Consider the following 24,051-nt stretch of genomic DNA (forward strand, 5'->3'; position numbering starts at 1 on the left):
ATCAATAGGTTTTGCGGCATCCTGACTTCCATATCTTGTGGGGGCAGGCATGAGAGTTACAAGGATTATTGCACTTTCGGTCATCGGTCTGAGCGTCGGGTTCAGCACGCTGAACGCTCAGACCTTGCGAAATGCCTCGCCGCCAGCGGAGTTTCCGCCTGCCTCCTACAAGGGAAAGCAATATGTGGACAGCCGCGGCTGTATTTATATCCGCGCCGGGATCGACGGCAATGTGACATGGGTGCCGCGTGTCTCGCGCGAGCGCAAGCAGGTCTGCGGATACAAGCCCACCGCCGTGGCGGGGGCGACCAGCACCGCGCCGCAACAGGCCGCGCCCAAGGTGATCAGCCTGGACCAACCCACCGCGAAACCCGCCGCCGCAGCGGCACCGAAGCCGCAGGTGCGGACAACGGCCAGCCCCGCACCCCGCACGGCGTCCACGCCCACGGTTCGGGCCACCACCGTGCGCCCTGCCGCTGTTCCAACCACGCGGACCACCACCGCACGCCCGACGCCCGTTATCGTGCCGGTCGCTCCGGCCCCGGCCCCGGCCCCGGTCAAGCCGCGCGCGGTGGCTCCGGCGGCGTCCTCGGGGGGCTGTCCCAATGCCTCGCCACTAAGCCAACGGTATATCAATCAGACCGGTGTGCGCTGTGGTCCGCAGGCAGAGCCGCCGATCACCTATGGTACCCGCAAGAGTTCCTCGCTGAAGGTAGGGGATACCGGTGTCAGGGTCTCGCTCAACACCCGCGTGGTGCCGCAGCATGTCTATGACAAGCGGCAGAACACCACCAATGTTCAGGTGCCTGCCGGATACCGTCCTGTGTGGAACGATGATCGGCTCAACCCGCATCGCGCCGAACGCACCCTGCGCCCGGCGATCCAGTACAGCAACTTTCGGACCCCCGCCGGGTTTCGGGCCGTCGATCGCGAGGATGACCGGCTGAACCCGATGCGCGGCATGCGTACCGCCGAGGGGGACGCGCAGATGGAACAGCTCTGGTCGCGCGATCTTCCGCGCACCTTGCTGCCGGTCGAGACCAATCCCAGAACCGTTACCGTCGTACATAGCGAGCGCTCTTACACCAATGGCGCCAAACCGCCATGGAACCTGCGCCTGTCGACGCGGAACGCTCCAGCCAAGGAACCCCCGGCGCCAACGCGCGGCCGCCGCTAAAGCGGAAGCGACCGAAATGGAACCGATCAGGCCGCCCAATGAGGCGGCCTGATCCGTTTTGTCCTTAGCCGCCGCAGATATCCTGCAATCGGACCCAGTCGCGGTCGGCCAGAATGGGTTCCAGCTTGCGCCCCGTCATCGGGTCTGCCTCGATCAGGCCAAGTACCGACTCGCCGGTGATGTCGAGGGCATAGGCATAGGGGGAAGAAGGGATGGCTGCCTGGCTGAACATCGCCAGCAACGCTTCGTCCGGCTGGTCGGGGCGCGTCTCGGCCAGCACCCGCTCGGCGTAACTGTCGAGAATTCCGGGCGTCAGCCCGCCTGTGGTCAAGAGCCGAAACGAGGCGAGCGGCCCCGCGCGATAGAGAAGGTCATCCAGCGGATCCTGCGCCTTGGCGCGGGCGCGCTCGGCCAGGATATAGCCGGCGGCGACCGAGCTGTCCTCGTGATCACCGATCAGCGCATGGTTCAGCACCACGATGCCGCCGGGCAGGAACAGGCTGTCGGCGCGTCCGCCGGGCACCACGACAAGCCGCTGTACGCCGGTGCGTTGGGCCAGACGGGACAGGATTGCGTCGGTATCCTCGCCCATGCAAGCCTGGCCGGTGACCCGCTCGATCCGGTTCAGCACGGCGCGGCCGATCTCGGCCCGCTTGATCTCGGGCACCACGGCGACCACATGTCGTCGCAAGGCACCCGGCAGCCAGAGTGTCAGGACTGCCAGCACAACCGTCACCATCACCGCCACCGTGATCCAGCGGATGCGTCCGGGATGCGCCCGGCGGCTGTCGATGGCCCGCTGCAACCGGTCGATGGCGGTGATCATTGTTGTCTCGCTCTCGGCCAGTTCCAGCGTCTCGCCGGGGTCGCCGTCGGGACAATAGATCGCCGGAAAAGCGCCGGGGTTCTGCCGTTCCAGCGCCGCCAGCGACCAATGCGTCAACGCGCGGTCGTTGAAGTCGGAAATCGTCAGCGTCGCCTCGCCGATCGAGACCACAACCTCGCGCCGTTGCGCATCGGGGGTGGGGCGCCAGAGGCCGGTTGCCTCGATCCGCTCGTATTGCTTGAGAGCTGTCATGCCTGGTACGGGATGCTCGTTCTTGTTTTTTGCCCAGACTACACCTTTGACGGGCCAGCGGCAAACGGCTTGCGCGGCGCCCGAAGTCGCAGGCAAAAACCCCTCTCAGGTGTCGCTACGGGACAAGACCGGGGTCCATGGCCCGGCTATCAGCTTGGGATGCAGGCAGAAAATCCTTCGGCCCCTCTGGCGGCGGCACTCTACATGATCGCGGCGATGAGCATCATCGGCGTGATCGATAATTTCGTGATCCGGCTGGCCGAGAGCATCGGGCTGTGGCAGTTCCATTTCACCCGCGCGGTGATGATGCTGCCCCTGGTGGCGCTGATGTCTCTGATGGGTCTGGGCGGGTTGTTGCCACGCCGCAAGGGCTGGGTGCTGCTGCGCAGCCTGTTGTTGACGGTGGCGATGCTGTTCTATTTCAGTGCTTTGGCCTTCATGCCGATCGCGCAGGCGCTGGCGGGGTTGTTCACCTCGCCGATCTTCGTGCTGCTGATCACCGCCTTTGGATTGCGTCAGCGGATCGGACCCTGGCGCATCCTGGCGGTTCTGATGGGCTTTGCCGGTATCCTGTTCGTGTTGCAACCCGATCCGAGCGCCTTCGATGCGACGGTGCTGATCCCGGTTGCGGGAGGGTTCTTCTATGCACTGGGTGCGGTGGTCACCCGCAACCACTGCGCGGGCGAGAGCACGGCGGCGCTGCTGGCGGCGATGGTGACGGCGCTGGGCCTGACCGGTCTGGCGGGATTGATCTGGCTGACGTTCTTTCCTGCGGCGCCGGTGCCTGGGCCGGACGGGTTCGTCGCGCGCGGTTGGGTATGGCCGATGGCCGAGGCATTGCCCTGGGTCGCGTTGCAGGCGGTGGGGTCGGCCACTGCGGTGTTCATGCTGATCCGTGCCTATCAACTGGGCGAGCCGTCCTATGTCTCGGTCTTTGAGTTTTCGGTGATGATCTTTGGTCCGCTCTTTGCGTGGGTCGTGCTGGGTGTGGGATTGGGGCCCTGGCAAATGCTGGGCATCGGGCTGATTGTGCTGGCGGGCGCGATCATCGCGCTCAGATCGGGTTGAGGGCCGCTGCCCGCGCCGCTACCGTGACGGCATGATCATCTCACCGGGTCGCGGCTATATCTTCGTGCATATTCCCAAGACGGGCGGCACCTCGCTGGCGCTGGCGCTTGAGGCGCGGGCGATGAAGGATGACATCCTGATCGGCGACACGCCCAAGGCGATCCGCCGGCGCGGTCGTCTGAAAGGGGTTCGGGCGCGCGGTCGGTTGTGGAAACATTCGACCCTGGCCGATATCGACGGGCTGATCGCGCCCGAGGTGCTGGCCGACCTCTTTGCCTTCACCCTTGTGCGCAATCCCTGGGACCGGGCCGTCAGCTATTATCACTGGCTGCGGGTGCAGGACTTCGACCATCCGGCGGTACATCTGGCCCGGCGGGTGGGGTTCGAGGCGTTTGTCACCGATCCCCAGACGCTGGCGGCCTTTCAGGCCACGCCCGCGGCCAGCTACATGCGCCGTGCCGACGGCGAGGAGCAATGCGCGGCCTATGTTCGGCTGGAGCATCTTGAGGCGGATCTGGCGCCGGTCACCGCGCATCTGGGTTTTGCGCTCAACCTGTCGCGGGCGAACCGGTCCGACCGCGCCGCCGATTACCGCGACTATTACTCGGACCGCGCCGCCGAAATGCTGGGTGCAGCCTGTGCAAGCGATATCGCGCGATTTGGTTATCGCTTCGATTGAGGCGCTGTTGCGCCCGTGGCGCCAATCCTCTGCCAGGTGGTGTATTGTCTGAAAAGACCCGGCCAATGCCACAAACTCGCCCTTGTCGTGGCATGGTTCTGGCATCCGAATCGCGTGTCCTGACCTCATAAATTGGTTAATCCGGCAAGCCAGGCTCTTGCTGCTGCCACATGTAGGGACGGCGCGAATGTTCGGATGGAAAAACAGGAAAGCGGGGGTGAGCCCGGCCGGTGGGGAAGCCATGGCGACCCTAGACGGGTTGCTCATTACCGGGCAATCGGGATTTTTGGCGGGGACAATGGTTGCCTCGAATCTCGGCTGGCGACCGGTCGAGACGCTCAAGGTCGGCGACAAGGTGCTGACCTTTGATCACGCGATGCAGACAGTCGCCGATATCCAGCGGGAAACGGTTTTGCTCCCGCATGGGCTGCCTGCGACGCTGCGTCCGGTGCGACTGCCTCGGGGCGTATGTCACAATCGGCGTGACCTGTGGCTGATGCCCGATCAGGGCCTGCTGGTGGAATGCGAGGCGGCACTGGACGTGTTGGGGGATCCTTTTGCGGTGGTCCCCGTACGGTTGCTGTGCGGTTATCGCGGCATCGATGCCGGTCGGCCCAGCGAGCGGGTCGAGATCACCACGCTGGCCTTTCACCAGGACGAGGTCGTCTATGTCGAGGGCGGTTTGCTTGCCCATTGTCCTGCGCCTCGGCAGGTGCTGGACGAAACCGATTCGTTGCAGCCCGCGCTCTATGAGCGGCTCACCGGGGCGGCGGCGCGGTTTCTGGTGAACTGTCTGATCGACGATGGTGACGATGACGCGCTGGGTTGCAATCCTGCCGATTTGCCGGGCCTGCCAATACGCCCCCCGCGCCCTGGCCGCCCGATTGCCGCGAACCCTTTCGGCTGACCGGTATGCGCGCGCGACATTTTCTTGCAAAGAAAATGTCTAAAGAAAATTTCAATTTTCTTTAGCAGAATTTCGCGGAAATTCTGCGCAGCTCCGATACGCTCGGGTATCAGCCTTTCATCAACCGGTCGGCCTTCTTGCGGACCAGCACCGAGCGCAGGTCGTGCATGGCCAGCAGCAGCGCATCAGTGACCTCTTCGAGTTGCGCGTCGCTTGCCTTGGACTGGACCCAATGGGTGGTCAGGTTCAGGTAATCCACCGCCCGGTGGATATCGTCGATATCACGCCGGGCGAGCAGATCGGTGCGCTCGGTCATCCAGCGCTTGATCTCTCGCAGATCCTCGGGGCTGAGCGTGCGCCCGCCCTGGGGCTTGATATCGCCATTCTTGATGTTGACGACGGCAATGTGATCCATTTCGATCCGGCGCTGGCGGTTTTCCGTGTCGACGCGAAAGACAAAGGCGCCATTTTCCCGGACCCGGAAGTAATAGTCTGGCAATTCGGCGCCCATTCCGGTGTCTCCCGTTTCAGGTCAGTGACGCGCAGAAGCGCTGGATGCGGGTGCAGGCCTCGGTCAGGGCCGCATCGGAGGCAGCGTAGCTGACACGGAAATTCGGGGAAAGCCCGAAGGCCGCACCAAACACCACCGCCACGTCGGCCTCTTCCAGCAATGCGGTGCAAAAGGTCTCGTCACTGTCGATCACGGTACCCCTGGGCGTGGTCTTGCCGATCAGGCCGGCAATCGAGGGATAGACATAGAACGCGCCCTCGGGGGTGGGGCATTCGATGCCGTCGATGGCATTCAGCATCGAGATCACCAAGTCGCGGCGGCGTTTGAAAAGCGTCGCGTTCGGGGCCAGGAATTCTTGCGTGCCGTTCAATGCTTCGACCGCTGCCCATTGGCTGATGGTGCATGGGTTCGAGGTGGATTGCGACTGGATCTTGCGCATGGCGGCAATCAGCTCCACCGGCCCGGCCGCATAGCCGATCCGCCAGCCGGTCATCGCATAGGCCTTGGAAACGCCATTGCAGGTCAGCGTGCGGTCATACAGGCCCGGCTCCACCTGTGCGGGGGTGCAGAATTCGAACCCGTCATAGGCGAGATGTTCATACATATCGTCGGACATCACCCAGACATGCGGGTGACGCATCAGCACATCAGTCAGGCCCTTCAACTCGTCCCGGCTGTAGCCCGCGCCGGTCGGGTTCGAGGGCGAGTTGAAGATGAACCATTTCGTGCGCGGCGTGATTGCGGCCTCAAGTTGCGCGGGCGTCAGCTTGAATGCGGTCTCCAGCGCGGTTTCCACCACCACCGGCGTGCCGCCGCCCAGCAGTACCATGTCGGGATAGCTGACCCAATAGGGGGCGGGGATGATCACCTCGTCACCGGGATTAAGCGTTGCCATCAGCGCGTTGTACAGCGTCTGTTTGCCGCCGCTGCCGACCGAGACCTGGGCGGGTGTGTAGCTCAGCCCGTGATCGCGCTGCATCTTGGCGCAGACCGCCTGCTTCAGCTCGATGATGCCGTCGGGCGCGGTATATTTGGTCTTGCCCGCCGCGATGGCGGCGGTTGCGGCGTCCTTGATGTTCTGCGGCGTGTCGAAATCCGGCTCGCCCGCGCTCAGCCCGATGATGTCGCGGCCTTCGGCCTTGAGTTCGGCCGCCTTGGCCGTCATGGCAACGGTGGGCGAGGGTTTGACGCGGGACAATGTCGCAGACAGGAAACTCATGGCGGCCTCGGTTTGAATGTTGCGCGTCCCTGTCATAGGGTGCGCCCAACCGACGATCAAGCAGGTTGCGGAGGCAACCGGAAAGGACCGCTATGAGCGACGAAACCGATTGGTACGGACCCGAGGCCGCGACCTTTGGCGACCGTCTGGCTGCGGCGCGCGAGGCCGCGGACATGACCCAGGCGCAACTGGCCCGCCGTCTTGGGGTGAAGAAGAGCACGATCAGCGGCTGGGAAAACGACCTGTCCGAGCCGCGCGCCAATCGTCTGTCGATGCTGGCGGGGCTGCTGAATGTCTCGATCGTCTGGCTGATCACCGGCGAGGGGCAGGGTGGTGAGGCGCTGAACGAGACCGATGAAACCGCCCGCGACATGGCGGCCTTGCTGACCGAATTGCGCAGCCTGCGCGCCGATCTTCAGGCCAGCGGCCAGCGTGCCGCGCGGCTGGAAAAGCAGCTGCGCCAGATCATGGAGCAAACCGAGTGAGCGAAAGCCGCGAAACCCGGATCAAACGGATGCGCATGCGCTCGATGCGGCGCGGGATCAAGGAGATGGACCTGATCCTGTCCGCTTATGCCGACCGCAATATCGAGGCGATGGATGCGGGCGCGCTCGATCTTTACGACGCGCTGCTGCACGAGAACGATCAGGATCTCTATCAATGGGTCACGGGGCAGGTTTCTGCCCCGGACCGCTATCGGGATTTGATCGCGGATATCGCGCAAACGTTTCAAAAATAACACAGTTTTCAACTTAACTGATTCTTTGGGTTTTCGTCTGAGAGTATTCGGCAAGCAGCAGCGAGTCGGAGAGACGGATGAGTATGGAGAGGCAGATCGCCCAGGCCGGCGCCAAAGGCTTCATGGCAAACTATCTGGAGGCGCTGTCGCTGGTCGAGCGGTTGCACCGGCTGCTGCTCGACGTCATCAAGGACGAGTTCGAGCGGGTCGGCGTGCTGGAAATCAACGCGGTACAGGCGCTTTTGCTGTTCAATATCGGCGATAACGAGGTGACTGCGGGCGAATTGAAAAGCCGCGGATATTACCAGGGCAGCAATGTCAGCTACAACCTCAAGAAGCTGGTCGACATGGGCTATATGCACCACCAGCGCTGCGAGATCGACCGCCGCTCGGTTCGGGTCAGGCTGACCCAGCGGGGGCGCGAGATCCGCGATGTGGTCGCCGAGTTGTTCATGCGCCATGCCGAGGGGCTGCAAAGCCGAGGCGTGCTGGGTCCCGACGGGATCGAGGAGATCACCTCGGCCCTGAAGCGGGTGGAGCGGTACTGGACCGATCAGATCCGGTACATTTATTGAGGCAGGACAGGCCTAGGCAGGACAGGCGCGTGTAGCTGCGTCGCGGTGCGGGCGGGAAGGGCAGAGAGAACCAGCCCCTCCAGCTCGCGCCTCAGTTTGCGCTCCATTGCGGCCTGATAGTCGTCATATCCCAGCGCAACCTCGACAAAGGCGCCGGGTCCCAGGATCACCCAGGCGCCGTAATAGGCCGACAGCTCTCCAATCTGGGTCTGGCGGAGGTCCGTGGAGGTCATGCTGTCCGCGCCAATGACCAGCGCGTTGACGGTCAGGCCGGTGTCCTCCAGCGCGGCCTTTACTGCGCGGGGATGCGGGCCCATGTTGTGCTTGCCATCGCCCGACAGGTCGAGCGTGCGTTTCCAGCAGTCAGGTTGTTGAGCCAGCAGGGCGGCACCATGACGCATCGCGGGGCCGATGGCGGTGCCCGGTGGCGCAGCGGCCCGGCGGGTGGCGCGCAGGGTGGCCGCGACCTCCTCAAGATCGGCGGCGGTGTCGATCTGCCGCCAGGGCAGGATCAGGCGCTGAAACCCTGGTTCGCTCCATTCATAGACGGCCAGCCGGATCGGTTGGCCAGGCATCGCAAGCAGGCGCGACTGAACCGCGGGCACCAGCAGCGCCGCGGCCAGCCCGTCGAGCTGCAACCGGTATTCACGCGCATCGACCGAACCGGAGACATCAAGCCCCAGCGCCAGCGCCTGCCGGCATCCGGCCCAGCCGGGCACGGGCAGCAGCAGGACCAGAAGGGCCAACACGCGGATCATCGCAGCCCCCCGATCACCAGCCCGGACAGTTCCCGCTCCAGCTTGCGCCGCATGGCGCGTTCGAAATCGGCAAAGCCCTGTGCCACCTCGAGAAAGGCGCCGGGGCCATGCAGCACCTCGGTCTCGAAATAGGGGATCAGCTGGATCTCGGTTTCGTATTCGGCACCGTTGATCGCCAGCCCATTGACGGTGATGTTGCCAAAGGCCGGGGCGGCATAGGCCGCGCGCGGTTCGAACCCCTCATTATTCTCGCCATCGCCCGACAGGTCGATAGTGCGGAACAGACAGTTTGGACCGCGCTCCAGCAGTGCGGCACCATAGGCAAGCGCGTGCCCCATGGCGGTAGGCGCTTCGGTCGTTGCTCGACGAGAGGCGCCCAGACGGGCGGCGGCAGCTTCCATATCGGCGCGCGTGCGTATGACTGTCCAGTCGAGCAGCAATTGCTGATCGGCCGGTCCACTCCATTCATAGGCGGCGAGTGCAACCGGCTGCGGTGTTGAAAAGGCGGCGCGCACCACCTCGGGGGCCAGCAACGCCGTCGCCAGCCCCTGCCGCTGCAACCGGTCCTCGCGCGCGTCGATCGAACGCGACACATCAAGCGCCAGGGCAAGGGCCAAGCGGCATTCCAAAGCCGACGCCTGCGTTGCCAGCAGTGCTAGCAGACAGGCAGCGGTGGCCCGGCACATCACCAGTGGCCGGTGCTGTCCATGCTGACCCAGGGCTCGGCCGGGTCCAGCGCGGCACCGTTCTGCAGCAATTCGATCGAGATATTGTCAGGCGAACGGACAAAGGCCATGCGCCCGTCGCGCGGTGGCCGGTTGATGGTTATGCCGTTCTCTTGCAGCATCGCGCAGGTTGCATAGATGTCGTCGACCCCGTAGGCCAGATGCCCGAAATGGCGGCTGTCGCTGGGCAGCCCGTCGTCACCATCCCAGTTATAGGTCAGCTCCAGCGGGGTCTCGTCCTGGCCGGGCGCGGCCAGATAGACCAGTGTGAACCGTCCCTCTTCGCTGTCGTAGCGGCGGATCTCGCGCAGGCCGAGCAATTCGTAGAAGGCCATGGATTTTTCCAGGTCCTTAACGCGGACCATGACGTGCAGATATTTGAGCGGCATCGCTTGTTTTCCTGTTCTGGGTGTCGCGACGAAGCCTAGCGCAGTGGCCGTCAATGTCGAGCCGCCTAGAACGCGGATTGGATGCCGAAATTCACCCCGAACCGGCGCGCATCATAAAGCGCGATGTTGCTTTCGGTGCGCGAGGCGCTGATGCGCATGGTGGGGTTGAAGCCATAATAGTCTATCTTGTTGAAGATCAGCGTGAAATCCGCCTCGTACTTGTCTTCCTGCCGGCCGTTGCGATCATGTGGCGACACGTCATAGTCGCGGCTGCGGGCCCACAGCCCCAGCTGCGCGGTGGCGCCAAGGATCGGTTTGGCAAAGGTGATCTGGGCGCGCAGCGCGATTTCGTCGAACTCGTCGGCGGCCAGGTTCGAGGTCGCCACCGCCCCGGTCAGATTGGTCCACAGCGTTGTCCCCCCCGCGAGCGGCAGGGTATAGGACAGATCGGCGCGTATCGTGTCCTGATCACTGCGGGTGACACCCCATTGCCGCTCGGTGGCGATGCGGGCGTTGATCTGGCGCCCCCTGTCCAGCTTGTAGCTTTGCCCCAGGCTGAGCCGCGCAAACCGGGCATATTCGTTGCCGCCATACCAGCTCTGCCCGACATCGACAAAGAAACGGTATTCGCCGCGCCGGTCGAAATTGATGCCGCGCTGGCCATAGCCCAGCGTGTAGGAGGCGAAGGAGAAATCGCTGGCACGGGCGGTGGGGGCAATGGCCTTGGCCTCGGAGGACAGCGAATAGGCGCGCAGATCGACCGACAGGATCAGGTCATGCGCGCGGGTCGGCAACTCGCGAAAACGGTAGCGGGTGGTCAGGCCCAGTGCGTATTCGATCCCCGACAGCGCCCGTGCCGATCCGCCCAGCTGATATTCGACTGGTTGGCCATAAAGGACTTCGGACAGTTTGTAGTTCAGGAACGAGGATCGTTGTGACGAGCCGTTGTTGATATTGCTGTCCGGGGTGATCGCAAAGGACAGCCTCGTCAGCCAGGGGTTGCGCGCCCGCACATAGCGGAAATCGCGCACGGCGATCCGGCTCAACTCCTCGGTGGGGGCGTGTTCGACGGCGCGGCGCAGCCACCATTGAGCCAATGTGCGGCGGTCATCCGAGGCGAGTGCCTGGGCCATGACCATCGAGCTTGCGAATTTCTGCTCGTCGGTTTCGGACAGCCGCCAGGCCTGTTGGGCAGAGCTGCGCGCCTCGTCAAAGCGGCCAAGCGTGCGGGCCGCGCGAGAATGTACCAGCAGCGCCTGCCGGTCCGCTGGATCGCGCTGCAACAAAGCATGAGCATAGCTATAGGCCTGTTCAGGCGCCCCGATGCGGAGCGCCTGGACGGCGGTGGCCCTGAGTTCATCGGGGCTCAGCTTGACCGGCGCCTCGGCACCGAGCACAGAGGGCAGCAACCCGGTCAGAAGGGCCAGAGCCGCGATGGGGCGGCGTATCTTTCCCCACGGCCGCATCACCGGCCTCAGTTGTAGACGATGAAGCCGCCGGTCTCGCGAACCGAGGTCGCAGCCGGGTCACGTTTGGTTTCCAGCACCACCACGCCCACGATCTCTTGTGCCCTGTCACCCGAGACGATGGCATAGTAATTGCCTTCCTCGAACAGCAGCGCCTGGCCTTCGTTGTTCACGAAATAGCTGGTCATCTGGCCCAGGATCTCGCCATTGTCGTCCATCACGCCGGGGCCGACGGTGAATGTGGCGGTCGGGATTTCCCTCAGGGTGGCGTTGTTCTGGGTGTTGATCCGGTTCAGCGTGGTTTCGGTAACGTCGTTGCCGTCCATGTCAAAGATGCGGCGATTGCGGATTTCGCCGCGTACCGCGTCCCCTCGGGTGCCGGTGCTATCGTTGAAATCGTCAAAGTCGATGGCGATGCGGATATCACCGGTGGTGTATTCCAGCGCACCGATACCGTTGTAGTCGCGCAAGCCCGCAACATTACCCGAGAACAGCGCCTGGCCGGTGGTCGGCAGGTTCACCTCGTTGTTGCGCTGGTAGATGAAACCGCCAAACCCATAGCCAACATAGGCGCCGGTCCGCACGATGGCGAATTGCGTATTGCCCGAGGTCGAGACGCCATAAATGGCACGGTGGCGGAACTGGTTGACCGGCTGGCCATCGAAACTGTCCAGGAACTGTGCGTCGGCCTCGTAGACCGCATAGGGGCCGAGGCTGCCGACTGTGGTTCCGCGGGAATAGGTATTGTCGCCGTCAAAGCCGAGGTTGTCGACCGAGAAGGTGTCGTCGGCGGCATTGTAACGGACATCACGGGCAAAACCGTTACCATTGTAGGCGGTTTCGGTGCTGGTGGGCTCGCTTCTGAAGATCCCGGTTCTTGCGGTGGGCGAAGTTGTTCCCGGCGGAAGCGTACGATCACCTTGAATGGGCGAACCTGTATCGCCGCCAGTGTCGCCACCGCTGCCACCGTCGCCGGTTCCATCACCAGTTCCAAATACGGCATCGGAGCCACCGCACGCTGCCAGCACAACGCACGTTGCGACCGCAACGAGATGGGGTTTCATAACTGCCTGCCTCTGCTCTTTTGTCAGATCATTTTGGCCGATAGTCCGGTCTGCTGACGCGAAAGTCAATCGCAACCTGAGCGGGTTGTCGGAAAGCGAAACAGGGTGTCCGAAAAGCCATACCTCATATGGCGGTTTTGGTACGGGGCGCGGCCATATATAGTATGGCTGCGACTCATGTAGTGAAAGGACACCCGATGCCGCTTTCCCCGGAACAATTGGCCGAGATCGAGGCCCAGCGGGCGCAGAACGCGCCAACCCGCCGTGTCGTGTCGCCGGGGATGGAGGAGCATCTCTATACCGCGCATCCGGTGCTGGATCACGGCTTTGTCCGGGTGATCGACTATATGGGCGACGATGCGGCAATCTGTCAGGCGGCACGCGTCAGCTATGGCAAGGGCACCAAATCGGTGCAGAATGACGAAGGTCTGATCCGCTACCTGATGCGGCATTGGCACTCGACCCCGTTCGAGATGTGCGAGGTCAAGCTGCATGTGAAACTGCCGGTTTTCGTGGCCCGACAGTGGATCCGGCACCGCACCGCCAATGTGAACGAATACTCGGCCCGCTATTCGATCCTGGATCGTGAATTCTATATCCCGGCGCCCGAGCATGTTGCGGCACAATCGGCGGTCAACAACCAGGGCCGGGGTGAGGCGCTGCAGGGAGAAGAGGCGGCGCGCGTGCTGGAGATCCTAAAGGCCGACAGCGCCCGCTGCTACGACAATTACGAAGCGATGATCGGACAGGACGGTCAGCAGGGCCTGGCGCGCGAACTGGCGCGGATGAACCTGCCGGCCAATATCTATACCCAATGGTACTGGAAGGTCGATCTGCACAACCTGTTCCATTTCCTGCGCCTGCGCGCAGATGCGCATGCGCAATACGAGATCCGGGTCTATGCCGAAACCATGTGCCGCCTGGTCGCCGACTGGGTGCCCTTTGCCTATAAGGCGTTCGAGGATTACCGGCTGGGTGCGGTGAACCTGTCGGCGCAGATGGTCGACAGCCTGCGCCGGATGCTGGCAGGCGAGGCGGTGACGCAAGAGACCTCGGGCCTCTCGGCGCGGGAGTGGCGCGAATTTCAGGATGTAATCGGCCGGTAATACGCCCGGAAGTTGAAAAATCGTAGATGATCTGCCATCCTCCCTCTGTTTTCCGGGGGGAGGATCGATGCGTAGATCGTTTCTGGGTTTGTGCCTTGCTGTGCCGCTTGCCGCCTGTGTGCAGCATGAAGGAACCTCGGGGGGAGATACTGCCAGGCTGATATTCTTTGGCGGCGCCAATACCGACAGGATGAACATCGTTCTGCCGGATTTCCCGACCGAACGCTGTGCTCTGCGCAAACCTCCGCCACCGCCGACGGACGGCGACCGAGAAGCGGCGCTGTTGCGGACAGCTCTCTTGTCCATTGTGACCAACGTGTTGACCAATGCGGTGGTCGAGGGAGCGCGAAAATGGGCACAGCGCTATCAGGCGCGCTATGTCGGTTCGGCGAATTTCTCGAATTTCCAGATCGGGCGCACCACAAACGATATCCGCTGCGTCGGTATCGTCCGCATGGGGCCCTTGAGTAGCGACAAGACCCGTCGCGATCTCTATTCGGCGATCGTGCTCGAGCTGAAGGAAATCGGCGATGGTGCCATGTTCGTCAGGCCCGTCTATTCCTATACCCCGGTGCTGAAGGCCGCGACCAGCGTGAAGGCCGAGGAAATCGGATGGGCAGGGGCCGCCGTCACCCTGTCTGTGGCTGCGGTCAATGCCGACGGCGAATTGGTCAGCCACTCGCAAAGCCTGGGATTGAAACCTGCAAGGGCAAATGTCTCATCGCCTTTCGGGGGCGTCCGGCACAGGGCGGTTCCCGAGATCTATCCCGACAGTCCCGAGGGCGGATACGATACGGCGATCATGCCTTATCATCAGGGGCGGCCGGTCACGTTGAGTATCGCCGTTACCGAGGTTGGCGCGGGCGCAAACGATGCCAAGGCCCTTGCCGGCGCGGTAGAGGCGAACAAAGGGGCGATTTCGACCCTGATCAGCGGGTCGCTACAGCGGGCATCCGATTGAGGCCGGAGGCCGCGTCGCGGCCATCGGGTGACCGGCGGCCGTGCGTCCCGGCCGCCGCCAGATGCATGACCCGGAAACAACCGGGCTGGTCCCGTTACAGTGGCTTGATGTCTCCGGCCATCTTGCGGCCGTCACGTCCGTCCAGCATTTCAAAGGACACTTTCTGGTTGTCGGCGAGTCCAGTCAGACCGGACCTTTCGACAGCCGAAATATGTACAAAAACGTCCTTGCCCCCATCATCAGGGGCAATGAACCCGTAACCTTTTGTTGCGTTAAACCATTTCACGGTGCCGGTAGGCATGTCCCGTGTCTCCTTCTACCTTCCAGGTCACCCCTGTAATTGTCGGGGTCGTGATCGGGCGACCGGATAGACGAACGCCCGGTCCAGCATGAACATGCCGGACGCCGACAGGCCGGAAGCTCCGGCCACAAGATTGCACGGTGCGTGCAAAAATCAAGAAAAAGGGGGTGTCGAGGCGCAAAATGCGCGATATTTCCGCAGTAACAAGAAGGGGGCGCCATGCTGATCTATGGTCTGAAGAACTGCGATACCTGCCGCAAGGCGTTGAAATCATTACCTGATGCGCGGCTTGTCGATGTGCGCGCCGATGGCGTCGACCCGGCGGTTCTGGGCCGGGCCTGGGCGCAGTTCGGCGCCGATCTGCTCAATACCCGCTCGACAACCTGGCGCGGGCTGGACGAGGCCGAGCGCGCCGGCGCGCCGCTGGATCTGATCGCGCAATATCCCGCCCTGATGAAGCGGCCGCTGATCGAGGCCGGGGGGGAATTTTACCTCGGTTGGACCCCTGCCACCCGTCAGGCCCTTGGTCTGGGCTAGGCGCCGCCTTATGTCGGACTGGTAGGGAAACGCAGGAGAGAACCCAAGATGCGCAATGCCGCCCTTGTTCTGGGGATCATCGCCGGTCTGATCGGTATGCTGGTCGGCTTTTTCAGCTTTGGCTATGTCGAGGCGATCGAGCATTTCGGCGAGATCGACGGGCTGGCCGAGCAGGTCGAGAATGCCGATCTGGTGCAGATGACCTCGATCATCGCGCCGATGCTGGCGATTGCGGGCGGTGCCATGGCCCGGGCGCGGGCGCTGTGGGGCGGGGTGTTGCTGCTGATCTCGGCGGCAGGCATGTATCACGCCTTTGGCTTCAACGTGTTCACCATGTTCCCCATCGCCTTTGCCGCGGTGGGCGGGGTTCTGGGCGTGGCCGCGGGCAAGCCGGACGAGCCCAAGGCGCATTTCTGAAGGTTTTGGCCCGCGCCGGGAGCGCGGGCCAGCCTGGTGTTCAGGCCATGGCGGCCTGGGTGCGACCACGCATCAGCGCATCGACCGACAGCGCACCGGCGCCCTTGATCACCAGCAGGCTGAGGGTGAACACCCAGAACAGGCGCTGGTCCATGATCACGCCGCTGGCCTGATTGTCGAACCAGGCGCCCAGCGTTGCCAGATCGGTGGCGCCGTGGCCATAGACGTCGGTCAGCGACTGGACCACCACGAAACCGATCATCCCCAGCGCGGCCAGCCGGGTGAACAGTCCGATCACGATCAGCAGCGGCAGGATGAACTCGGCATAGGTGCCCGCCATGACCACGGCCCAATGGAACATCCCCAGTTGCGAGACGTCATAGCCGACCGCTTCGAGCTGTTTGGGGAAAATCTGGCTATAGGCGCCGATCGAGGGGCTGAAGAGACCGAAGATGCCGTCGCCCAGCTTGGTCAGGCCGGAATTCCAGTAATAGACCAGCAAGACGGCGGCAAAGGTGAACCGGGCAAACAGCGGCAACAGCCAGTCTCCGGCGGTTTCCACCAGATCAAAGACACGGTTATGGATCGAGACGAGTGGGTTCATTGTCTTGTCCTTGCTCAGTGAGTGAGGTGATGGCGCCGCCCTGGAGCAGCAGGGAAAGCGTGGCGCCAAGGTCGAAATCGGGGGTCTGTTCGGCGGCGGCCTCATAGGCCGCGCCGATGGTGGCGCCGCCTTGCAGCGTCGCGATCCAGTCGGCGCCGCCGGGGGGCAGCAGCTGCGGGATCGGGTCGTATTCGGGCCGGGTGATCAGCACGTCCTGACCGCCGGGTTCGGGTTTGGGGGCGTCGTCCTCGGTATTGAACCGCCAGATCGCATGGACCGGCCAGGGCGAGCGCAAAAGGCGCATGGCGGGGGCGAAATCCAGCCGTGCAGCCATCAGCGGCTCGGGGTCGATGGCCAGCGCCTGCGGGTCGATGGGCGTGCTGTCGGCGGCGTGATAGGCCTGGCGCAACGCCAGTTCCAGCCGCGCCACATCCGGCAGATAGCCCAGATGCGACAGCTGCTGCATCCCGGCCAGAAACTCGGGGAATGTCTCGCCATAGAACATCATCAGCGGCGATGTGGGGGGATGCTGGCGCAGGTAGATGCCTGCAAGCCCGTCCATGTTCTGCGTGCCCAGCAGTTTGGCGATGACGGGAAAGGCCTGGTGCATCGCCTCGGTCAGCGAGACCGCGACATTGTTGCGATAGACGTCAAACCGCCGGCCCGCCGGCTGCGCGCCAGCGTCGCACAGGCCCTGCGGCACCGCGCTGGCCGGGTCCAGCAGGGCGGTGTGGAACTGGGTTTGCGAGACGCTCATGCCGGGATGCGCTCCAGCGCCTGTTGCGCGCGCGCGGCCTCGGCCCGCAACACGGGCCAGTCCGGCACATCGGTATCCCATTCGATCAGAACCGGTTTCGGTCCCGAGCGGTCGAGCACGTAGTCGAGAAGAGACCAGACCGGGTCCACCACCTCGCGCCCGTGGCTGTCGATCAAGAGAGGGCGGCCGTGGTCGTCGGTATCCTCGTCATGCCCGCCCAGATGAATCTCGCCCACATGTGCCAGCGGATATGCGTCGATATAGCCCTGCGGCGAAAAGTCGAGATTGGTGGCCGAGACAAAGACGTTGTTGACGTCAAGCAGCAGGCCGCAGCCGGTGCGCCTTGCGATCTCGCGCAGGAAATCGGGCTCCGACCAGCTGCTTTCGGCAAAGGCGAGGTAAGAAGAGGGGTTCTCCAGCAGCATCCGCCGCCCGACCACATCCTGCACCTGGTCGATGTGATCACATACACGCGTCAGCGTGGCGTCGGTATAAGGCAGCGGCAGGAGGTCGTTGAGGAAATGGCTGTCATGGGTGGACCAGGCCAGATGTTCCGAGAAACTGGCCGGGTTCAGCCAGCCTACCAGATGTTTGAGCCGGGCCAGATGGTCGGCATCCAGCGCGCCTTCACCGCCGATCGACAGGCCGACCCCATGCACCGAGATCGGGAACCGCTCGGACAGGTGGCGCAGCTGCGCCAGCGGGCGGCCGCCGTCTCCCATGTAGTTCTCGGCATGGATTTCCAGCCAGCCCACCGGGCCGGGCGCCTCGAGGATTTCGGCGAAATGCTGCGGCTTGTACCCGACGCCCGGCTTGGCGGGAAGATGGTTTTCGGTACGGGTGTTGTCGAGCATCTGTCCAATCCTTTGCGGCAATGGGGGATGGGCAAGGGGATAGAAAGAATAGGGGCGGGCCGATGCTCCGGCCCGCCCCGCGATCTGGTGCCGGTTTATGCGGGCAGGTCGCGCTCCAGCGCTTCAAGCGAACCCTTGCGGGCCGAGCCATCGGCCTGGGCCGGCAGTTCCATGCTTTCGCAGGTGCCGGCATCGACCAGAGTCCAGGCGTTGCCCTGGTAATCCACGGTCGAGGTCCCGGCACAGGTGGTGCCGGGGCCGGCGGCACAATCGTTCTTGCCGGCCAGCGAAACGCCATAGCATTTCTCCTTGGCCTGGGCGCTGGCGGTGGTTGTGGTGCCGGCCAGTGCTGCTGCGACGGCGCCTGCGATGGCCAGGGTCTTTGCGGTGTTCGACATGTCGGTCATCCCTTCGTGATCGTGTGATATGTCTGCTTTGGACAAGTCAAAGGTAGTGTGCGGTGGGCGCCGTTTGAATTCACGACCCCGTGTCTCACATTCCCGTCAGAATTCTTGGGCAAGCGTTACGATAAACAAAGGGATTCTTGCGGCGGGGGCCGGAAATGTTACAGGCCAGCCCCCGGTCCGAGGGCTGGCCTGCGCTGCTTTCGTGAGAATTGTTACAGAAGATCGGGGGGCGTCGCGGCCTGTCCCAGCTCTTTTGTAACATCCGCCAGGCTCTGCACGCTGGTTTGTTTCTCGCCCAGCCGACGGACCGATACGGTCCGCTCCTCGACCTCGCGCTGACCGACGGCCAGGATCACCGGAACCTTGCCCACCGAATGTTCGCGGACCTTGTAGTTGATCTTTTCGTTGCGGGTGTCGGCCTCGGCCCGGACGCCCGCGGCGCGCAGTTCGGCCACCACCTGATGCACATAGTCATCCGCCTCCGAGGTGATCGAGGCGACCACCACCTGACGCGGCGCCAGCCAGAAGGGCAGCTTGCCCGCGTGTTCCTCGATCAGGATGCCGATGAAACGCTCAAAGGAGCCAAGCGTTGCGCGGTGCAGCATCACGGGGCGATGCTTGGCCCCGTCGGCGCCGATATAGGTGGCGTCCAGCCGCTCGGGCAGCACGAAATCGACCTGGAAAGTGCCGCATTGCCAGTCGCGCCCGATGGCGTCGGTCAGCACGAATTCCAGTTTCGGGCCGTAGAAGGCGCCTTCGCCCGGATTGAGTTCTGGCTCGATTCCGGCGGCGCGGGTGGCGGACAAGAGGGCGCTTTCGGCCTTGTCCCAGACCGCGTCCGATCCGGCGCGGGTCTCGGGCCGGTCCGAGAACTTGACCTTGAAGCTTTCGAAACCGAGATCCTTGTAGATGGCGCTGAGGAAGCGGATGAATTCGGCGGTTTCCGCCTCGATCTGCTCCTCGGTCGAGAAGATATGCGCGTCATCCTGCGTGAACCCGCGCACCCGCATGATGCCGTGCAAGGCGCCCGAGGGCTCGTAACGGTTGCACGAGCCGAACTCGGCCATCCTGAGCGGCAGGTCACGGTAGGATTTCAGCCCGACCTTGAAGATCTCCACGTGGCAGGGACAGTTCATCGGCTTGAGCGCATTGACCGCCTTTTCGCGGGCGTGTTCCTCGTCCACTTCGACGATGAACATGTTCTCCTGGTATTTCTCCCAATGGCCCGAACGCTCCCACAGCTTGCGGTCGACGACCTGGGGCGTGTTCACCTCGACATAGCCACCGCGGCGCTGTTGGCGACGCATATAGTCCTGCAACTCGGTATAGATCGTCCAGCCGTTGGGGTGCCAGAACACCTGGCCCGGCGCCTCTTCCTGCATGTGAAACAGGTCCATCTCGCGGCCCAGCTTGCGGTGGTCGCGCTTGGCGGCCTCTTCCAGCATGTGCAGATGCGCCTTGAGCTTTTCCTTGCTGGTGAAGGCGACGCCATAGATGCGTTGCAGCATCGGGCGTTTGCTGTCGCCGCGCCAATAGGCGCCGGCGATGGACATCAGCTTGAACGCGTCGCCGGGGACCTGGCCGGTGTGTTGCAGGTGCGGGCCACGGCAGAGGTCCTGCCAGTGGCCGTGCCAGTACATGCGGATCGGCTCGGTGCCGGGAATGGCCTCGATCAGCTCGACCTTGTAGGGCTCGTTGTTGGCCTTGTAGAACTCGATCGCGCGCGCGCGGTCCCAGACCTCGGTGGTGACCGGGTCGCGCTTGTTGATGATTTCCTTCATCTTCTTCTCGATCAGGCCGAGATCTTCGGGGGTGAAGGGTTCGGCGCGGTCGAAGTCATAATACCAGCCATTCTCGATGACCGGGCCGATGGTGACCTTGGTTGCGGGCCAGATCTCCTGCACGGCGCGGGCCATGATATGGGCGAGGTCGTGGCGCACCAGCTCGTTGGCCTGCGCCTCGTCGGCCATGGTGTGAATGGCGATCTTCGCATCGGCTGCAATGGGCCATTGCAGGTCCCAGTGCTTGCCGTCGACGGTGGCCGAGATCGCCTTTTTCGCCAGCGAGGTGGAGATGTCGGCGGCGACCTGCGCGGGCGTTACGCCTGCGTCATAGGATCGTGCATTGCCATCGGGAAAGGTGAGAGAGATCTGTGCCATATCTGGCGGCTCCTCGTCGGTTTGGCGCCCACTGAACGCCCGGTTGCGGGTTATGGTGTCCGCCCGCTTTGGCAGGGGCCGCTGACGAAGTCAAGGCAGCAGACTTTCGCAGAAAGTCTGTGCCCAAAGTTTCGCGAAACTTTGGGCCGGCCGCGCGGTCAGCGCGCGGCAAAGATGGCATAGGCCATCAGCAGGGTGCAGACCCACCCCGCGCTGAACAGGATCGGGCGCAGCGGCATCCGGGCATAGCCCGAGATCATGCCCGCCGCATGCAGCACCCGGATCCAGAAGAAGGCGATCGCGCTCCAGTAGGTCAGCGTCGAGAACCCGTTCATCAGCGCCAGGATGAGCACCAGCACCGCAAAGGGCATCGCCTGTTCCAAAAGGTTCAGATGCGCCCGGTGGGCGCGCTGCACCCAGGGGCGCAGATTGGAAATCTGCGCGGGTCGGGCGAAGGCCTCTTCCTGCGAGGGGTCGGTGGAGATGCCGATCACGTAGGGGATCCAGAGCGAGGCGGCGAGGATCATCAGGCAGGTGAGGATGCCCAGTTCGGTGGGAAAGCTTTCCATCAAGCGGCTCCTTTCAGCGCGGTTCCGGTTTCCAGATAGCTCTTGAGCGAGGCAGCCAGACGCGCCCAGCCTTCGCCGATACCGTCCTGACCGGCGGCGAGGTTGTAGTGTTCGATGGTCAGCTTGCAGATCTCGCCCTGTGGCTCAATCAGGTAAACCATCTCGGACGGTACCGCGCCCGGTCCCATGAAAAGCGGCTCGAAACTCATCTCGATGCGGGATTTCGGGTCCAGCCGCCGGGTCACCTGTCGCAGCATGGCGTCCCCGGCAGGGGTTATGAATTCGACCGTCTTGCCGGGCGAGACCTTGCCCTGCACCTCGTTGCAGAGGAAGTGATAGGCGGCCATCTGCTCTGTCGCAGTCAGCGCCGCCCAAAGCGCATCCTGCGTGCAGCGGATGAATGTCTGCATCATGAAATCGGGCTTTCCCATTCTGTTCTCCGTTTCCAATTTCTCTTTCAGCGCGGCCAACCCCTGTGCGTGCGGTTGCAGGAAGGGCGCCACCCAGCGGTTGATCATGTCCTGCAAGGGCAGGGGGTTGAGGTAATGGTATTTGAACCGCCCCTCGCGCCGGGTGAGGACCAGATGGGCCTCCTCCAGCAGCTTGAGGTGTTTCATGACCCCGAACCGGGTCATGTCGAACTTACTTTCCAACTCGCTCAGGCTTTGCCCGTCCTTCTGGCGCAATTGATCCAGAATGGCGCGGCGGGCGGGGTCGTTGAGAGCTTTGAAAAGTATGTCCATGTTGCGACTATATGTGATTCTATAGTCACGTGACAATATGGTAACTTAATGAGCCTTGCACCCGCCTGCAAAGCGATGGAGGCTTGGGAAAACGACCAGCAAAGGAAAAGCCCGGTGAGCGATACTCTGACAACCGACCAGGGGCGCAGCCTCGCCTATCATCTCACCCCGGGCGACGGCCCCTGCTTCGTGTTCCTTGGCGGGTTGAAGTCGGACATGGAGGGCACCAAGGCGGTGCATCTGGAGGCCTGGGCACGTGGGCGGGGGCATGCGTTTCTGCGGTTCGATTACTCGGGACATGGTGAAAGCTCAGGCATATTCGACGAGGGCGCGATCGGGGATTGGCATCAGGACACGCTGGCCGTTGTGGATGCGCTGACCAAGGGGCCGCTGATCGTGGTGGGCTCGTCGATGGGCGGCTGGCAGGCGCTGCTGCTGGCGCGGGCGCGGGCAGATCGCATCGCGGGCATGGTCACCATCGCCGCCGCGCCGGATTTCACCGAAGACGGCTGGTGGGCCGGGTTCGACGCGGGCCAAAAGGCACAACTGGCCGCCGAGGGCCGGGTGGAGCTGCCCTCGGACTATATGGAACCCTATATCGTCACCCGCCGCATGATCGAGGACGGGCGGAACCATATGGTGTTGCGCGCGCCGCTGCATCTGCCGTTTCCGGTGCGTTTCCTACAAGGCACCGCCGATACGGCGGTGTCGGTCGATACGGCGGTGCGGCTTATGCAACATGCCACCGGGCCCGACATGCGGTTGTTGCTGGTCAAGGACGCGGACCACCGCTTCTCGGACGAGACCTGCCTGAAGATCATCGAGGATGCGGTGATCGACGTTCGGGGCGCGGCCTGATGCGGCGGTTTGGAAAGTTTCTGGGGCGTGCCCTGGCTATTCTTGCACTGGCGGGGGGGCTGGCCTGGTGGTTTGGCCCCTATGAAACCGTCGATCTGAAGGCCCGGTTCGACCCGCGCAAGTTCGGCGAAGGCGTGCAGGTCTATTTCGAGAGTATCGAGTCGCGCTTTGCCGATATCACGCCGGGTGTCGAAAAACGGGTAATCTGGGCGCCGGACGGATATGAGCGTCGGACGCCCTATGCGCTGGTCTACCTGCACGGGTTCTCGGCCACTTCCGAGGAAATCCGCCCGGTTCCCGACCGCATCGCCCAGGCACTGGGCGCCAATCTGGTCTTTACCCGGTTGCAAGGTCATGGGCGCGGCAGCAATGCGATGGAGCAGGGCAGTGCATCAGGCTGGATGCGGGACGCGGCCGAGGCGCTGGCGGCGGGCCGGGCGGTTGGTGAAAAGGTGATCATCCTGTCCACCTCGACCGGCGGCACGCTGGCGGCGGCGGCGGCGCTTGACCCCGAACTGTCGGCCGATGTGGCTGCGATGATCCTTGTCTCGCCCAATTTCGGGGTGAACGATCCGCTGGCCTTTGTTCCGACCCTGCCGGGCGCGCGGTATTGGTTGCCCGCGGTCATGGGCGGCGAGCGGGATGCCAGCAGCCCGGACCCGGAGAAAAACACCTATTGGACGACACGTTACAGTTGGTCGGCTCTGGTGCCGATGGCGGCCTTGGTCAAGACGGTGGTGGCGCTTGATTTCGGACAGGCCCGGATGCCGGCCCTGTTCTGGTTTTCGCCCGACGACAAGGTGGTGCGCCCGGAGCTGACCGGCGAGGTGGCCAGGCGCTGGGGCGGTCCGGCCGAGATGCGCACCGTCACCATGGGGCCGGGGGACGACCCGTCCTCGCATGTGATCGCGGGGGACATCATGTCGCCGGGGCAGACCGATATCGCGGTCGCGGGCATGCTCGCGTGGTTGCGGGAGCAGGGAATCGAGTGATGGAGCAACGGGTGAGCCTGATCACCGTCGGCACCGAGGATATCGAGGCGGCGGCATCCTTTTACGAGGCGCTGGGCTGGCGCCGTGTCGAGACACCCGACGGGGTGATCGCGTTCGACCTGATCGGGCAGGTACTGGGCCTTTACCCGCTGGGCGCGCTGGCCGCGGATATCGGCCTGCCGGTGGCGGCGCTGGGGCAGGGGGCGATGACGCTGAGCCATAATTGCGCCGACCGGGAAACGGTCTCGGCGCTGCTGGAACGCGCACAGGCGGCGGGAGCCGAGATCCTCAAACCCGCGTCAGAGGTATTCTGGGGCGGCTATCACGGCTATTTCCGCGCGCCGGATGGCAGCATCTGGGAAATCGCCCATAACCCGTTTTCGGCACTGGGGCCCAACGGCGAGTTTCGCTGGAACGGGTACGGCTGATGC

Annotated in this window: 30 protein-coding genes; 14 read left to right on the top strand and 16 right to left on the bottom strand. The window is 63.5% G+C overall.

Features of this window, described 5'->3' with window-relative positions; genetic code table 11:
• Window positions 1-49: 49 nt before the first annotated feature.
• On the top strand, window positions 50-1,177 hold the full coding sequence (locus AC2FNA_RS14965) for an SPOR domain-containing protein (protein WP_496827836.1): 1,128 nt from the start codon (window positions 50-52) through the stop codon (window positions 1,175-1,177).
• A gap of 64 nt (window positions 1,178-1,241) precedes the next feature.
• Here AC2FNA_RS14965 and AC2FNA_RS14970 read toward each other — a convergent pair whose 3' ends face one another.
• Window positions 1,242-2,255, bottom strand: coding sequence for a hypothetical protein (locus AC2FNA_RS14970; protein WP_496827838.1), 1,014 nt, complete (start codon window positions 2,253-2,255; stop codon window positions 1,242-1,244).
• A gap of 159 nt (window positions 2,256-2,414) precedes the next feature.
• Here AC2FNA_RS14970 and AC2FNA_RS14975 point away from each other — a divergent pair, with 159 nt between their 5' ends.
• From AC2FNA_RS14975 to AC2FNA_RS14985, 3 genes are all read left to right on the top strand, one after another.
• Entirely contained in the window at window positions 2,415-3,323 is a 909-nt protein-coding gene (locus AC2FNA_RS14975; protein ID WP_234184152.1) for a DMT family transporter, read from the top strand.
• A gap of 31 nt (window positions 3,324-3,354) precedes the next feature.
• Window positions 3,355-4,002, top strand: a complete 648-nt coding sequence (locus tag AC2FNA_RS14980) for a sulfotransferase family 2 domain-containing protein (RefSeq protein ID WP_496827840.1) — start codon at window positions 3,355-3,357, stop codon at window positions 4,000-4,002.
• 241 nt (window positions 4,003-4,243) lie between these two features.
• Window positions 4,244-4,909 (top strand): Hint domain-containing protein, encoded by a 666-nt coding sequence (locus AC2FNA_RS14985; RefSeq protein ID WP_496827842.1) that lies wholly within the window; start codon window positions 4,244-4,246, stop codon window positions 4,907-4,909.
• Window positions 4,910-5,018: 109 nt separating this feature from the next.
• Here AC2FNA_RS14985 and AC2FNA_RS14990 read toward each other — a convergent pair whose 3' ends face one another.
• Both AC2FNA_RS14990 and AC2FNA_RS14995 read right to left on the bottom strand, forming a co-directional pair.
• Window positions 5,019-5,420: a hypothetical protein gene (locus AC2FNA_RS14990; RefSeq protein WP_496827844.1), complete on the bottom strand. Its 402-nt coding sequence runs from the start codon at window positions 5,418-5,420 to the stop codon at window positions 5,019-5,021.
• 16 nt (window positions 5,421-5,436) lie between these two features.
• Window positions 5,437-6,639, bottom strand: coding sequence for a pyridoxal phosphate-dependent aminotransferase (locus tag AC2FNA_RS14995; protein ID WP_496827846.1), 1,203 nt, complete (start codon window positions 6,637-6,639; stop codon window positions 5,437-5,439).
• 92 nt (window positions 6,640-6,731) lie between these two features.
• On the opposite strand from AC2FNA_RS14995, the gene AC2FNA_RS15000 reads away from it, so the two are divergent.
• The 3 genes from AC2FNA_RS15000 to AC2FNA_RS15010 all read left to right on the top strand — a co-directional run bounded on the left by AC2FNA_RS15000 (window position 6,732) and on the right by AC2FNA_RS15010 (window position 7,953).
• Window positions 6,732-7,124 (top strand): helix-turn-helix domain-containing protein, encoded by a 393-nt coding sequence (locus AC2FNA_RS15000; protein WP_496827848.1) that lies wholly within the window; start codon window positions 6,732-6,734, stop codon window positions 7,122-7,124.
• Window positions 7,121-7,378 (top strand): succinate dehydrogenase assembly factor 2, encoded by a 258-nt coding sequence (locus tag AC2FNA_RS15005; protein WP_234144791.1) that lies wholly within the window; start codon window positions 7,121-7,123, stop codon window positions 7,376-7,378. The genes AC2FNA_RS15000 and AC2FNA_RS15005 overlap by 4 nt, the downstream gene beginning before the upstream one ends.
• An 83-nt stretch (window positions 7,379-7,461) precedes the next feature.
• Complete coding sequence (locus tag AC2FNA_RS15010) at window positions 7,462-7,953, top strand: MarR family winged helix-turn-helix transcriptional regulator (protein ID WP_044028039.1); 492 nt, start codon at window positions 7,462-7,464, stop codon at window positions 7,951-7,953.
• Here AC2FNA_RS15010 and AC2FNA_RS15015 read toward each other — a convergent pair.
• The 5 genes from AC2FNA_RS15015 to AC2FNA_RS15035 all read right to left on the bottom strand — a co-directional run bounded on the left by AC2FNA_RS15015 (window position 7,947) and on the right by AC2FNA_RS15035 (window position 12,319).
• Complete coding sequence (locus tag AC2FNA_RS15015; protein ID WP_496827850.1) at window positions 7,947-8,711, bottom strand: DUF1194 domain-containing protein; 765 nt, start codon at window positions 8,709-8,711, stop codon at window positions 7,947-7,949. The genes AC2FNA_RS15010 and AC2FNA_RS15015 overlap by 7 nt on opposite strands.
• On the bottom strand, window positions 8,708-9,397 hold the full coding sequence (locus AC2FNA_RS15020; protein WP_496827852.1) for a DUF1194 domain-containing protein: 690 nt from the start codon (window positions 9,395-9,397) through the stop codon (window positions 8,708-8,710). The genes AC2FNA_RS15015 and AC2FNA_RS15020 overlap by 4 nt, the downstream gene beginning before the upstream one ends.
• Window positions 9,397-9,825, bottom strand: coding sequence for a VOC family protein (locus AC2FNA_RS15025; protein WP_496827854.1), 429 nt, complete (start codon window positions 9,823-9,825; stop codon window positions 9,397-9,399). Before AC2FNA_RS15025 ends, AC2FNA_RS15020 begins: the two co-directional genes overlap by 1 nt.
• Window positions 9,826-9,890: 65 nt before the next feature.
• The gene (locus AC2FNA_RS15030) at window positions 9,891-11,291 is read right to left on the bottom strand and encodes a surface lipoprotein assembly modifier (RefSeq protein ID WP_496827856.1); all 1,401 of its coding nucleotides are present in this window, start codon (window positions 11,289-11,291) and stop codon (window positions 9,891-9,893) included.
• Window positions 11,292-11,299: 8 nt separating this feature from the next.
• The gene (locus tag AC2FNA_RS15035; protein ID WP_496827858.1) at window positions 11,300-12,319 is read right to left on the bottom strand and encodes a hypothetical protein; all 1,020 of its coding nucleotides are present in this window, start codon (window positions 12,317-12,319) and stop codon (window positions 11,300-11,302) included.
• Between the two features lie 233 nt (window positions 12,320-12,552).
• On the opposite strand from AC2FNA_RS15035, the gene thyX reads away from it, so the two are divergent.
• Together thyX and AC2FNA_RS15045 are read left to right on the top strand one after the other, a co-directional pair.
• Window positions 12,553-13,461 (top strand): FAD-dependent thymidylate synthase, encoded by a 909-nt coding sequence (gene thyX / locus AC2FNA_RS15040; RefSeq protein WP_496827860.1) that lies wholly within the window; start codon window positions 12,553-12,555, stop codon window positions 13,459-13,461.
• Between the two features lie 67 nt (window positions 13,462-13,528).
• A complete protein-coding gene (locus tag AC2FNA_RS15045; RefSeq protein ID WP_496827862.1) occupies window positions 13,529-14,422 on the top strand; it encodes a hypothetical protein in 894 nt (297 codons plus the stop codon).
• 94 nt (window positions 14,423-14,516) lie between these two features.
• Here the strand turns inward: AC2FNA_RS15045 and AC2FNA_RS15050 are convergent, their stop codons facing one another.
• Window positions 14,517-14,723: a cold-shock protein gene (locus tag AC2FNA_RS15050; protein WP_011047016.1), complete on the bottom strand. Its 207-nt coding sequence runs from the start codon at window positions 14,721-14,723 to the stop codon at window positions 14,517-14,519.
• 219 nt (window positions 14,724-14,942) lie between these two features.
• On the opposite strand from AC2FNA_RS15050, the gene AC2FNA_RS15055 reads away from it, so the two are divergent.
• Window positions 14,943-15,260: an ArsC/Spx/MgsR family protein gene (locus AC2FNA_RS15055; protein ID WP_496827864.1), complete on the top strand. Its 318-nt coding sequence runs from the start codon at window positions 14,943-14,945 to the stop codon at window positions 15,258-15,260.
• A 48-nt stretch (window positions 15,261-15,308) separates the two neighbouring features.
• Complete coding sequence (locus AC2FNA_RS15060) at window positions 15,309-15,677, top strand: hypothetical protein (RefSeq protein ID WP_496827866.1); 369 nt, start codon at window positions 15,309-15,311, stop codon at window positions 15,675-15,677.
• A 40-nt stretch (window positions 15,678-15,717) separates the two neighbouring features.
• Here AC2FNA_RS15060 and AC2FNA_RS15065 read toward each other — a convergent pair whose 3' ends face one another.
• The 7 genes from AC2FNA_RS15065 to AC2FNA_RS15095 all read right to left on the bottom strand — a co-directional run bounded on the left by AC2FNA_RS15065 (window position 15,718) and on the right by AC2FNA_RS15095 (window position 21,770).
• Window positions 15,718-16,281 carry a DoxX family protein gene (locus tag AC2FNA_RS15065; RefSeq protein ID WP_496827868.1) on the bottom strand — a complete coding sequence of 188 codons (564 nt, stop codon included), beginning with the start codon at window positions 16,279-16,281 and terminating at the stop codon, window positions 15,718-15,720.
• Window positions 16,256-17,038 carry an HvfC/BufC N-terminal domain-containing protein gene (locus tag AC2FNA_RS15070; RefSeq protein WP_496827870.1) on the bottom strand — a complete coding sequence of 261 codons (783 nt, stop codon included), beginning with the start codon at window positions 17,036-17,038 and terminating at the stop codon, window positions 16,256-16,258. Before AC2FNA_RS15070 ends, AC2FNA_RS15065 begins: the two co-directional genes overlap by 26 nt.
• Window positions 17,035-17,892 (bottom strand): MNIO family bufferin maturase, encoded by an 858-nt coding sequence (gene bufB, locus AC2FNA_RS15075; RefSeq protein ID WP_496827872.1) that lies wholly within the window; start codon window positions 17,890-17,892, stop codon window positions 17,035-17,037. The genes AC2FNA_RS15070 and bufB overlap by 4 nt, the downstream gene beginning before the upstream one ends.
• A 95-nt stretch (window positions 17,893-17,987) precedes the next feature.
• Complete coding sequence (locus AC2FNA_RS15080; RefSeq protein ID WP_234138090.1) at window positions 17,988-18,290, bottom strand: BufA1 family periplasmic bufferin-type metallophore; 303 nt, start codon at window positions 18,288-18,290, stop codon at window positions 17,988-17,990.
• Between the two features lie 221 nt (window positions 18,291-18,511).
• Complete coding sequence (thrS, locus tag AC2FNA_RS15085) at window positions 18,512-20,458, bottom strand: threonine--tRNA ligase (RefSeq protein ID WP_496827874.1); 1,947 nt, start codon at window positions 20,456-20,458, stop codon at window positions 18,512-18,514.
• 158 nt (window positions 20,459-20,616) lie between these two features.
• The gene (locus tag AC2FNA_RS15090; RefSeq protein WP_496827876.1) at window positions 20,617-21,027 is read right to left on the bottom strand and encodes an MAPEG family protein; all 411 of its coding nucleotides are present in this window, start codon (window positions 21,025-21,027) and stop codon (window positions 20,617-20,619) included.
• The gene (locus AC2FNA_RS15095; protein WP_496827878.1) at window positions 21,027-21,770 is read right to left on the bottom strand and encodes an ArsR/SmtB family transcription factor; all 744 of its coding nucleotides are present in this window, start codon (window positions 21,768-21,770) and stop codon (window positions 21,027-21,029) included. The genes AC2FNA_RS15090 and AC2FNA_RS15095 overlap by 1 nt, the downstream gene beginning before the upstream one ends.
• Before the next feature lie 75 nt (window positions 21,771-21,845).
• Between AC2FNA_RS15095 and AC2FNA_RS15100 the strand changes: the two genes are divergently transcribed.
• From AC2FNA_RS15100 to AC2FNA_RS15110, 3 genes are read left to right on the top strand one after another with little or no spacing between them, the layout of a single operon-like run.
• Window positions 21,846-22,628 carry an alpha/beta fold hydrolase gene (locus AC2FNA_RS15100; RefSeq protein WP_496828105.1) on the top strand — a complete coding sequence of 261 codons (783 nt, stop codon included), beginning with the start codon at window positions 21,846-21,848 and terminating at the stop codon, window positions 22,626-22,628.
• Complete coding sequence (locus AC2FNA_RS15105; RefSeq protein WP_496827880.1) at window positions 22,628-23,620, top strand: alpha/beta hydrolase; 993 nt, start codon at window positions 22,628-22,630, stop codon at window positions 23,618-23,620. Before AC2FNA_RS15100 ends, AC2FNA_RS15105 begins: the two co-directional genes overlap by 1 nt.
• On the top strand, window positions 23,620-24,048 hold the full coding sequence (locus AC2FNA_RS15110) for a VOC family protein (RefSeq protein ID WP_496827881.1): 429 nt from the start codon (window positions 23,620-23,622) through the stop codon (window positions 24,046-24,048). The genes AC2FNA_RS15105 and AC2FNA_RS15110 overlap by 1 nt, the downstream gene beginning before the upstream one ends.
• Window positions 24,049-24,051: the final 3 nt, after the last annotated feature.

Source organism: Ruegeria sp. YKSD163 (assembly GCF_059612905.1).

Excerpts from the sequence above, each read along its gene's own strand:
- AC2FNA_RS14965 (WP_496827836.1), top strand. The coding sequence starts at position 50 with ATGAGAGTTACAAGGATTATTGCACTTTCGGTCATCGGTCTGAGCGTC.
- AC2FNA_RS14970 (WP_496827838.1), bottom strand. The coding sequence starts at position 2,255 with ATGACAGCTCTCAAGCAATACGAGCGGATCGAGGCAACCGGCCTCTGG.
- AC2FNA_RS14975 (WP_234184152.1), top strand. The coding sequence starts at position 2,415 with ATGCAGGCAGAAAATCCTTCGGCCCCTCTGGCGGCGGCACTCTACATG.
- AC2FNA_RS14980 (WP_496827840.1), top strand. The coding sequence starts at position 3,355 with ATGATCATCTCACCGGGTCGCGGCTATATCTTCGTGCATATTCCCAAG.
- AC2FNA_RS14985 (WP_496827842.1), top strand. The coding sequence starts at position 4,244 with ATGGCGACCCTAGACGGGTTGCTCATTACCGGGCAATCGGGATTTTTG.
- AC2FNA_RS14990 (WP_496827844.1), bottom strand. The coding sequence starts at position 5,420 with ATGGGCGCCGAATTGCCAGACTATTACTTCCGGGTCCGGGAAAATGGC.
- AC2FNA_RS14995 (WP_496827846.1), bottom strand. The coding sequence starts at position 6,639 with ATGAGTTTCCTGTCTGCGACATTGTCCCGCGTCAAACCCTCGCCCACC.
- AC2FNA_RS15000 (WP_496827848.1), top strand. The coding sequence starts at position 6,732 with ATGAGCGACGAAACCGATTGGTACGGACCCGAGGCCGCGACCTTTGGC.
- AC2FNA_RS15010 (WP_044028039.1), top strand. The coding sequence starts at position 7,462 with ATGGAGAGGCAGATCGCCCAGGCCGGCGCCAAAGGCTTCATGGCAAAC.
- AC2FNA_RS15015 (WP_496827850.1), bottom strand. The coding sequence starts at position 8,711 with ATGATCCGCGTGTTGGCCCTTCTGGTCCTGCTGCTGCCCGTGCCCGGC.
- AC2FNA_RS15020 (WP_496827852.1), bottom strand. The coding sequence starts at position 9,397 with ATGTGCCGGGCCACCGCTGCCTGTCTGCTAGCACTGCTGGCAACGCAG.
- AC2FNA_RS15025 (WP_496827854.1), bottom strand. The coding sequence starts at position 9,825 with ATGCCGCTCAAATATCTGCACGTCATGGTCCGCGTTAAGGACCTGGAA.
- AC2FNA_RS15030 (WP_496827856.1), bottom strand. The coding sequence starts at position 11,291 with ATGCGGCCGTGGGGAAAGATACGCCGCCCCATCGCGGCTCTGGCCCTT.
- thyX (WP_496827860.1), top strand. The coding sequence starts at position 12,553 with ATGCCGCTTTCCCCGGAACAATTGGCCGAGATCGAGGCCCAGCGGGCG.
- AC2FNA_RS15045 (WP_496827862.1), top strand. The coding sequence starts at position 13,529 with ATGCGTAGATCGTTTCTGGGTTTGTGCCTTGCTGTGCCGCTTGCCGCC.
- AC2FNA_RS15050 (WP_011047016.1), bottom strand. The coding sequence starts at position 14,723 with ATGCCTACCGGCACCGTGAAATGGTTTAACGCAACAAAAGGTTACGGG.
- AC2FNA_RS15055 (WP_496827864.1), top strand. The coding sequence starts at position 14,943 with ATGCTGATCTATGGTCTGAAGAACTGCGATACCTGCCGCAAGGCGTTG.
- AC2FNA_RS15060 (WP_496827866.1), top strand. The coding sequence starts at position 15,309 with ATGCGCAATGCCGCCCTTGTTCTGGGGATCATCGCCGGTCTGATCGGT.
- AC2FNA_RS15065 (WP_496827868.1), bottom strand. The coding sequence starts at position 16,281 with ATGAACCCACTCGTCTCGATCCATAACCGTGTCTTTGATCTGGTGGAA.
- AC2FNA_RS15070 (WP_496827870.1), bottom strand. The coding sequence starts at position 17,038 with ATGAGCGTCTCGCAAACCCAGTTCCACACCGCCCTGCTGGACCCGGCC.
- bufB (WP_496827872.1), bottom strand. The coding sequence starts at position 17,892 with ATGCTCGACAACACCCGTACCGAAAACCATCTTCCCGCCAAGCCGGGC.
- AC2FNA_RS15080 (WP_234138090.1), bottom strand. The coding sequence starts at position 18,290 with ATGTCGAACACCGCAAAGACCCTGGCCATCGCAGGCGCCGTCGCAGCA.
- thrS (WP_496827874.1), bottom strand. The coding sequence starts at position 20,458 with ATGGCACAGATCTCTCTCACCTTTCCCGATGGCAATGCACGATCCTAT.
- AC2FNA_RS15090 (WP_496827876.1), bottom strand. The coding sequence starts at position 21,027 with ATGGAAAGCTTTCCCACCGAACTGGGCATCCTCACCTGCCTGATGATC.
- AC2FNA_RS15095 (WP_496827878.1), bottom strand. The coding sequence starts at position 21,770 with ATGGACATACTTTTCAAAGCTCTCAACGACCCCGCCCGCCGCGCCATT.
- AC2FNA_RS15100 (WP_496828105.1), top strand. The coding sequence starts at position 21,846 with ATGGAGGCTTGGGAAAACGACCAGCAAAGGAAAAGCCCGGTGAGCGAT.
- AC2FNA_RS15105 (WP_496827880.1), top strand. The coding sequence starts at position 22,628 with ATGCGGCGGTTTGGAAAGTTTCTGGGGCGTGCCCTGGCTATTCTTGCA.
- AC2FNA_RS15110 (WP_496827881.1), top strand. The coding sequence starts at position 23,620 with ATGGAGCAACGGGTGAGCCTGATCACCGTCGGCACCGAGGATATCGAG.